We start from the raw sequence: 7,687 nt of genomic DNA, 5'->3' as shown, positions 1-7,687 counted from the left end.
GCCGGCTTCTTCTTGGAGGGGTTCGGGGGCGGGACGGGCGGCGGTCTCCTCGCGGAGCCTGTCCTGGAGGATCTGGAGGCCCTCCAGGCCGTTGACGGAGAGGGCGGCCAGTTCGTCCAGGGACATCAGCGGGTCGTTGCGGAGGGGCGGCTGCCAGCCGTTCTCCCTGTCGTGGCTGCGCAGGACCTTCGCGGGGACGCCGCCGATGACCGAGTGGTCGGGGAACTCGCCGCGGACGACGGCGCCGCCGGCGACGGCGACGTTGCGGCCCAGCCGGGTGCCGGGGAGGATGATCGCGCCGGTGCCGATCCAGCAGCCGTCGCCGATCACGACCGGGTTGTTCTCCGGCCACTGGCGGCCGATCGGCATGTGCAGGTCGCCGTAGGTGTGGTTCTGGTCGGTGATGTAGACGTTCGGGCCGGTGAAGACGTCGTCGCCGATGTCGATGGACTGGTGGCCGACGATGTGCGTGCCGCGGCCGAGCGAGCAGCTCGCGCCGATGCGGACGATGACGTCCGGGCCGAGGTCCAGGCCGGGGACGAAGCCGGCGGAGATCGTGACATGCGTGCCGACGAGGGTGTGGTCGCCGATCGAGATCCACGGCTCGCCGTAGATCGAGCCGACCGGGAAGCCGATGCAGGCGCCCTCCCCGAGGTAGGCGAACCGGCGCCGGCCGGGGGTGTGCGGGGTGATCTCACCGCGCCGCTGGACCCATTCCCAGGTGCGGTGCACGGCCGTGTGCATGCCCTGGCGAGCCCGCTCCCTAGCGCGGGCCGTCAGCACCTGCCGGAGGGAGCGCTTCGGCGACATGGCGTTACGGTACCGGGTAGTAGCAACTCTTGGACACGCCGGAGGGCCCGGTCGGAGACGACCGGGCCCTCCGGTACCGCGCTAGTGCGGCGAATGCACCTGACCGTCGACGTCGGCACCGGAGACCGTCATGGAGTCGGCCGAGGTGGCGTCGTCCACGTGCTCACCGGAACCCCTGGTCATGTCGCGGATGACACCGCGCCGCGTCGCCACCGCACCGGCCACGCCGACCGCGGTGACCGCGCCCATCATCGCCATGAGAGCGCCGCGTCCGGGTCCCGACCGCTTCGGCGGCTCGACCCGTCCGGCGACATCGCTCAGGAACGTGCTCACCCGAGGGGCGAGCCCGGATTCCACGTACCGGGCCGCCTTGCGGAGCCTCGGTGCGCTCCAGCCGCGGACGACCATGAGCCGCTCCTCCGCGACGGGAGCGATCCGCTCCGCCGCGTTGGAAGCGCTCTGCCGGAACATCTCGGCGCTCTGCCGGGCCGCCTCCTGGACGCGGCCGAACCGGGTGAGAACTTCGTCCTGCGGCTTCCGGCGGATATTGATCATTAGGGACACGCTAACCTCCCTGTTTGCGAGGTCCTGTCATGCAGCCTTCCCAGCGTTCGGGAGGTAAACCCCGTGCGAGTGACCGCACCTGCACGCCGGGTAGTCGATTCGTGCATGACCGAGACCGTAATGTGCAGAGCTCAGACATCCACCACATGAGGGAGGCGGCCAGCGTGGCCAACGAGATCTTCGCGACGCTCACCACGTCGCTCGGCAAGATCGTGATCCAGCTGTACCCCGAGCAGGCGCCCGAGACGGTGGCGAACTTCGTCGAACTGGCGGAGGGCACCCGGACGTGGACCGACCCGCGCACCGGGCAGAAGTCCGAGGCCCCGCTCTACAACGGGACGGTCTTCCACCGCGTCATCGAGCAGTTCATGATCCAGGGCGGCGACCCGCTCGGCACCGGCACCGGCGGCCCCGGCTACCAGTTCAAGGACGAGTTCCACCCGGACCTGAAGTTCAACCGCCCCTACCTGCTGGCGATGGCGAACGCCGGGCCCGGCACCAACGGCTCCCAGTTCTTCATCACGCTCGACGTGGGCCACACCCAGCACCTGACCGGCCGGCACACCATCTTCGGCAAGGTCATCGAGGGCACGGACGTCGTCGACCGCATCGGCAAGGTGGAGACCGGCCGCAACGACCGCCCGAAGCAGGACGTCGTCCTGGAATCGGTGACGATCGAGCGGCGTTAGTCGTTTCCCATGGTGAGACCCCGCGACGGGTGACACCCGCACCGGCCCCACGGAGCCACAGATGAGCACAGAACCCAGTCCCGCCCCCGAGACCTCGGTACCGACCTGCTACCGGCACCCGGGGCGCGAGACGTATGTGCGCTGCACCAGGTGCGACCGCTACATCTGCCCGGACTGCATGCGGGACGCGGCGGTCGGGCACCAGTGCGTGGAGTGCGTCGCCGAGGGCAACCGGGGCGTCCGCAGGGCGGTGCCCCGGACGGTGGTCGGCGGACGGGCTCCCTCGTCCGCCGTGCCGGTCGTGACGTACTCGCTCATCGGCGCGTGCATCGCGGTGTACCTCGCGGAGCTGGCGTCCTGGCGCGTCGTCTGGGAATTCATGATGCTCGGCCGCGCCGCGCTGCCGGACGGCAGCGTCGGCGGGGTCGCCGAGGGCGAGTGGTACCGGCTGTTCACCACGATGTTCCTGCACCAGCGCGGCGGGACGTTCGGCATCACCCACATCCTGTTCAACATGTGGGCGCTGTGGGCGGTCGGCCCCGCGCTGGAGCAGGCGCTCGGACGCTGGCGCTACCTGGCGCTCTACGTGCTGTCCGGGCTGGGCGGGTCGGTGCTGCTGTACCTGGTCGGCGCCGCCAACAGCTCGGCGGTCGGCGCGTCCGGCGCCATCTTCGGGCTCTTCGGGGCGTACTTCGTGATCGGCCGCAGGTTCGGCGGGCCGGTCGGCCCCATCGTGGTGCTGCTGGTGATCAACCTGGTGATCACGTTCTCGGTGCCGGGGATCTCCTGGCAGGGGCACGTCGGCGGGCTCGCGGTCGGCGCGGCGCTGGCCGCCGCCTACGCGTACGCTCCCGCCGCGCGGCGGCGGCTGTTCCACATCGGGGCGCCGCTGCTCACGCTGGCGCTGCTCGCGGCGCTGGTGGTGCTCAGAACGGCCGAACTCAGCCCGTCCCTGTAGCCCGAGGCCCGCTGATGGCCCGCTGTGCGCGGACGCCGTCCACCCGGAACGGCGTCCGCGCCGCAGCGTCCGCTATGCGGGCCCGAGCACGGCGGGGCGCACCCCGGTGCGGACGGCGGCCGCTCCGCCAGTGTGCGGGCGCGTCAGAAGCCTGGGAGAGCGCCTGTGGACAGTACCTGTGGAAAACCTGGGGAAAGCCGGGGTGGGAGATCCTCGGCCTGTGGATAAGTTGCGGTCAGCGCCAGCGGGTCGACAGGATCACGCCGAGGATGATCGCGGCGAAGCCGATCCCCAGGTTCCAGTTGTGCAGGTCGGTCATGAACGGCACGTTCGTGCCGGTGCTGGCCGTCACGTAGAAGACGGCGATCCAGATGAGGCCGACGAGCCACAGCCCGACCATCGTGGGCACCAGCCAGCGGGGGCTGACCTCGGGCGCCTTGGACTTCTGCGGGGGCGTGTAGACGGCCTTCTTGCGCACTTTCGACTTGGCCACGGTGGGATCGATCTCCTCGGGCGTCCGGCGGCCGGAGCGCCGGACCGCGCATGGGTGTTCTGTCGGTTAGCGTAGTCGCTGGTGAGCACTGACTGATGAGCGGATTCTCGACGAGCAGCGTACGGCGTCCTGGGTGGGGAAGCATCATCCCAGTTCTCACGCTCCTCGCGGGGACCCTGTTCGCGGCGAGCGCGAGCACGGCCCGCGGCACGAGCCTGCGCGAGCAGGGCCGCACCCAGATCACCGAACTCATCACCGCCGAGCAGCGGCGCGGCCACCGGGAGCGCGCCGAGTACCGGCGGCTCCGCGACCAGATCGACCGTATCTCCCGGGAGGCCGGACGTCACGACACGCGCGTGAAAAGTGCGCGGGAGGAGGCCGACCGGCTCGCCGCCGGCGCCGGGTTCACCCCGGTGACCGGCCGCGCCGTCCGGGTCTCGCTGGACGACGCGCCGCCGCCGGAGCCGGACGGCCCGCCGCCCGGCGTCCACCCCGACGACCTCGTCGTCCACCAGGGCGACGTGCAGGCCGTCGTCAACGCGCTGTGGGCGGGCGGCGCCACGGCGATGCAGATCATGGATCAGCGGGTCATCGCGACCAGCGCGGTCCGCTGCGTGGGCAATACCCTGATCTTGCAGGGCGTCGTGTACTCGCCGCCGTTCCGGATCACCGCCGTGGGCGACCCGGACCGGCTCCGCGCGGCGCTCGGCGCGTCCCCCGAGATCGCCGTCTACCGCAAGTACGTCCGGGTGTACGGGCTCGGCTACTCGGTGCGGACCGTGGAACGGGCCACGCTGCCGCCCTACACCGGCAGCGTGACGATGAAGCACGCTACGGTTCCGCCGGAGCCCGGCGGCTGACCCCCGGCCCACCCCCGTCGGCCTCCGGCCGATCCCGACGAAGGAGGACGCGTGCGGACGGTGATCCGTGGCATGGGCGAGCTGTGCATCACCGCCGGCCTGATCGTCATGCTGTTCGTGACCTACGAGCTGTGGGGCACCGGCCGGTACACCGAGGGCCAGCAGGACCGGCTGCACGACGAGATGCTGAACAGCTGGCGCAGCGGCAAGGTCACCACCGAGAAGGTGAAGCTCGGCAAGGGGCTCGCGATGATCCGCATCCCCCGGTTCGGCAAGGACTACCACTTCGTCGTCATCGAGGGCGTCGACCGCGACGACCTGCGCAAGGGCCCCGGCCACTATCCCGGCACGGCGCTGCCCGGCGAGCTCGGCAACTTCGTCGTCTCCGGTCACCGGACGACCTACTCCGCCCCGTTCAACCGGCTCGGCGAGCTCGACCGCGGCGACAAGATCCTCATCGACACCCGGAACGACCAGTACGTCTACACGGTCACCGACCGCAAGATCGTGAAGCCGTCGGCGACGGAGGTGACCGCGCCCGTCCCGTTCCACCCGAAGGCGAAGCCGACCGGACGGCTGATCACGCTCACCACCTGCCACCCCAAGTACTCCGCCGCCGAACGAATGATCATCTTCGGTGAGCTGGCCGAGGCGCTGCCCCGCGTGCGGTCCGCCGCCGGCTCCGCCGGGAAGTAGGAAGTAGGAGGTCCCGTGTACGCCTGGATCTGGCGCCACCTCCCGGGCGCGTGGCCCACCCGGGCCGCGACCGTGCTCGGCATCGTGCTGGCCGTCGCCGCCGTCCTCTGGTACGTGGCGTTCCCCCGTGTCGAGTCCAAGCTCCAGTTCGACCACGGGGTCGTCCAGACGCCGGCGCCGTCCGGCTCCGCCACCCCCGGCTGACCTGCGAATCCACCGCACTGGCCGCGCATGGACCGCCGAGCGAACCGGCGCATGACCGACAGGTCGCCAAAAAATCGGTTGAAATGCGTAACGTCCTACGGCCGCGTGACGAAGACCATAACGAGGGCTTCCGCCATTGCCCCCGAGTGGCGGAAGCCCCGTTTCATGTCCGGACCCCTGCGGAGCCGACGGGCCCCGCACGGGACCGACGCGAAGGGCCCCGGCCTCCCTCAAGGAGAGCCGGGGCCCTTCGCGTCGATCGGCCCGGATCAGCCGTTGTCGCCGCCCGGGAAGCCGGGGAAGCCCGGCGTCGTCGGCGTCCCGCCCGGCTGGGTCGGGCTCTGCTGCGGCTTGTCGGCCACGAAGATCGTCACCGCGTCGCCCGGCGCGACCGTGGCGCCCTCCGCGGGCTGCTGGTCGTAGACGAAGCCCGGCGAGACCTGCCGGTCGACCGGCGGCTGCCCCTTCTGCACGTGGCAGGTCAGCCCGAGCCCCTTGAGCTTCCCGCAGGCGGCCCGCTGGCTGTTGTTGAACAGGTTCGGCACCTGGAGGTTCGTCGGGCCGTTGGAGACGACCACCGTGATGTTCGCGCCCTTCGGCGCCTTCGAACCGCCGGCCGGGTCCGTGCTGATCACATTGCCGCGCGGGACGGTGTCGCTCGTCTCGGCGCGCTTCTGGACCTCAAAGCCCTGGTGCTCCAGCGTCTTCTTCGCCGTCGCGTACGGCTGGCCGGTCACGGTCGGGACCTCGATCTCCGTGGGCGGCTTCTCGCCCTTGGAGATCAGCAGCGTCACCGTGGCGCCCTTGGCCGCGTCCGTGCCGGGCTCCGGGTCGGAGCTGATGACGTAGCCCTTGCGGATCTCGTCGCTGAAGTCGGTCTTCGGCTGGCCGACCTGGAAGCCGAGCTTGGTGAGCTGCGCCGTCGCGTCGCTCTGCGACACGTTGACGATGCTCCGCGGGATCGCGACCTGCGTGTTCTTCTCACCGCCGCCGCCGCTCAGCATCCAGCCGATGAGCGCGGCGCCGCCGATGAACAGCACGGCGAGGCCCACCCACAGCGCGGCCTTCCTGCCGTTCCCGCCGCGCTCGGGCAGGTCGTCGTCGTAGTGGACGGGCGGCAGGCCGTACCCGTCGTCCTGCGGGCGGTGCACCTGCGTGCGGGCCGGGCCGGGCGGGTAGGCGCCCATGACCTGGGTGCCCTGCGGCTGCGCGCCGCCCATCAGCATCGTCGACGCCGCCGTCGAGGCCACCGGATGGCCCTGCAGGACGCGCTGGATCTCCTGCCGGAACTCCGTCGCGTTCTGGTACCGGTGGTCGGCCTCCTTCGCCATCGCCTTCAGGACGATCGCGTCCGCCCACTGCGGGATCTGCGGGTCCACCTGGGACGGCGGGACCGGCTCCTCCCGGACGTGCTGGTAGGCGATCGCGACCGGCGAGTCGCCGGTGAACGGCGGCTTGCCGGTCAGCAGCTCGTACAGGACGCAGCCCGTCGAGTAGATGTCGCTGCGGGCGTCCACCCGCTCGCCGCGTGCCTGCTCGGGGGACAGGTACTGCGCGGTGCCGATCACCTGCGCGGTCTGCGTCATCGTCGCCGCCGAGTCGGCCATGGCGCGGGCGATGCCGAAGTCCATGACCTTGACCTCGTGCTGCCGGGTGAGCATCACGTTGGCCGGCTTGATGTCGCGGTGCACGATCCCGCCGCGGTGGCTGTAGTCGAGCGCGCGCAGGATCCCGTCGGTGATCTCCAGGGCCTTCTCGGGCAGCAGCGCGCGGTTCTCCCGCAGCAGGTCGCGCAGCGTGCTGCCGTCCACGTACTCCATCACGATGTACGGGATGGGGGTGTCGCCGATCATGTCCTCGCCGGTGTCGTACACGGCGATGACCGAGGGGTGGTTCAGCGACGCGGCCGACTGGGCCTCGCGCCGGAACCGCGCCTGGAACGTGGGGTCACGGGCCAGGTCCGACCGCAGCGTCTTGACCGCGACGACGCGATCGAGCCGCAGGTCTCGGGCACGGTAGACCTCGGCCATGCCGCCCCGCCCGATCACCGAATCGAGCTCGTAGCGGCCGCCGAGCAGCCGAGGTTGACTCATATGTGCACTTTCCCTCGTACGTCTACACCTTGTCCTCCGAACCTAGCTGCCTGGTCTGGGTCGGCGAGGCAACCGGGCTCGAAGTTGACGGAGTCGTGGCGCTCCCCGCCGGTGTGGGTGTTGGCTCTGGGGCGGTGGGAATCGCCCGGGGCGATTTCGTGGATGGCTTATGTGAAGGAGACGTCTCAGGTCTCACCCGCGTTGACGGACGGATCCTATGCGTCCGGTGCCGTGGCGTGACAGCCGGGCGCCCGGGGGTGCGGCTCGCCCGGTGCTCCGGGGAGCGGTGCTCCGGGGAGCGGGGACGGGCCGCCGGGTCT

The 7,687-nt window shown here is 70.8% G+C and carries 9 protein-coding genes; 5 read left to right on the top strand and 4 right to left on the bottom strand.

The window, feature by feature from the left end; all coding sequences use genetic code 11:
• The coding region (locus tag E1284_RS36390) for an acyltransferase (protein ID WP_131944691.1) at nucleotides 1-810 on the bottom strand (810 nt) is incomplete at its 3' end.
• 81 nt (nucleotides 811-891) lie between these two features.
• Nucleotides 892-1,365, bottom strand: a complete 474-nt coding sequence (locus E1284_RS36385; protein ID WP_131944690.1) for a hypothetical protein — start codon at nucleotides 1,363-1,365, stop codon at nucleotides 892-894.
• A 155-nt stretch (nucleotides 1,366-1,520) separates the two neighbouring features.
• Between E1284_RS36385 and E1284_RS36380 the strand changes: the two genes are divergently transcribed.
• Together E1284_RS36380 and E1284_RS36375 are read left to right on the top strand one after the other, a co-directional pair.
• Entirely contained in the window at nucleotides 1,521-2,063 is a 543-nt protein-coding gene (locus E1284_RS36380) for a peptidylprolyl isomerase (protein WP_207924154.1), read from the top strand.
• A gap of 61 nt (nucleotides 2,064-2,124) precedes the next feature.
• Nucleotides 2,125-3,021, top strand: a complete 897-nt coding sequence (locus E1284_RS36375) for a rhomboid family intramembrane serine protease (protein WP_131944688.1) — start codon at nucleotides 2,125-2,127, stop codon at nucleotides 3,019-3,021.
• Between the two features lie 235 nt (nucleotides 3,022-3,256).
• Here the strand turns inward: E1284_RS36375 and E1284_RS36370 are convergent, their stop codons facing one another.
• The gene (locus tag E1284_RS36370; RefSeq protein WP_131944687.1) at nucleotides 3,257-3,514 is read right to left on the bottom strand and encodes a cell division protein CrgA; all 258 of its coding nucleotides are present in this window, start codon (nucleotides 3,512-3,514) and stop codon (nucleotides 3,257-3,259) included.
• A gap of 95 nt (nucleotides 3,515-3,609) precedes the next feature.
• Between E1284_RS36370 and E1284_RS36365 the strand changes: the two genes are divergently transcribed.
• The 3 genes from E1284_RS36365 to E1284_RS36355 are packed head-to-tail and all read left to right on the top strand — an operon-like array spanning nucleotide 3,610 to nucleotide 5,274.
• Entirely contained in the window at nucleotides 3,610-4,374 is a 765-nt protein-coding gene (locus tag E1284_RS36365) for a DUF881 domain-containing protein (RefSeq protein ID WP_131944686.1), read from the top strand.
• A gap of 51 nt (nucleotides 4,375-4,425) precedes the next feature.
• A complete protein-coding gene (locus tag E1284_RS36360) occupies nucleotides 4,426-5,070 on the top strand; it encodes a class E sortase (protein WP_243714964.1) in 645 nt (214 codons plus the stop codon).
• Between the two features lie 15 nt (nucleotides 5,071-5,085).
• Complete coding sequence (locus tag E1284_RS36355; RefSeq protein ID WP_131944685.1) at nucleotides 5,086-5,274, top strand: hypothetical protein; 189 nt, start codon at nucleotides 5,086-5,088, stop codon at nucleotides 5,272-5,274.
• A gap of 269 nt (nucleotides 5,275-5,543) precedes the next feature.
• On the opposite strand, the gene pknB is transcribed toward E1284_RS36355, so the two are convergent.
• Entirely contained in the window at nucleotides 5,544-7,367 is a 1,824-nt protein-coding gene (pknB, locus tag E1284_RS36350) for a Stk1 family PASTA domain-containing Ser/Thr kinase (RefSeq protein ID WP_131944684.1), read from the bottom strand.
• Nucleotides 7,368-7,687: the final 320 nt, after the last annotated feature.

The organism is Actinomadura bangladeshensis (assembly GCF_004348335.1).
In the GTDB taxonomy this organism is placed as follows: domain Bacteria; phylum Actinomycetota; class Actinomycetes; order Streptosporangiales; family Streptosporangiaceae; genus Spirillospora; species Spirillospora bangladeshensis.
The sequence above is the reverse complement of the archived record's forward strand: the minus strand, read 5'-3'. Positions and strand labels throughout refer to the sequence as shown.

What these genes read in the sequence shown, in the direction of transcription:
- E1284_RS36380 (WP_207924154.1), top strand. Translation starts at nt 1,521, where the DNA reads ATGAGGGAGGCGGCCAGCGTGGCCAACGAGATCTTCGCGACGCTCACC.
- E1284_RS36375 (WP_131944688.1), top strand. Translation starts at nt 2,125, where the DNA reads ATGAGCACAGAACCCAGTCCCGCCCCCGAGACCTCGGTACCGACCTGC.
- E1284_RS36385 (WP_131944690.1), bottom strand. Translation starts at nt 1,365, where the DNA reads ATGATCAATATCCGCCGGAAGCCGCAGGACGAAGTTCTCACCCGGTTC.
- pknB (WP_131944684.1), bottom strand. Translation starts at nt 7,367, where the DNA reads ATGAGTCAACCTCGGCTGCTCGGCGGCCGCTACGAGCTCGATTCGGTG.
- E1284_RS36365 (WP_131944686.1), top strand. Translation starts at nt 3,610, where the DNA reads ATGAGCGGATTCTCGACGAGCAGCGTACGGCGTCCTGGGTGGGGAAGC.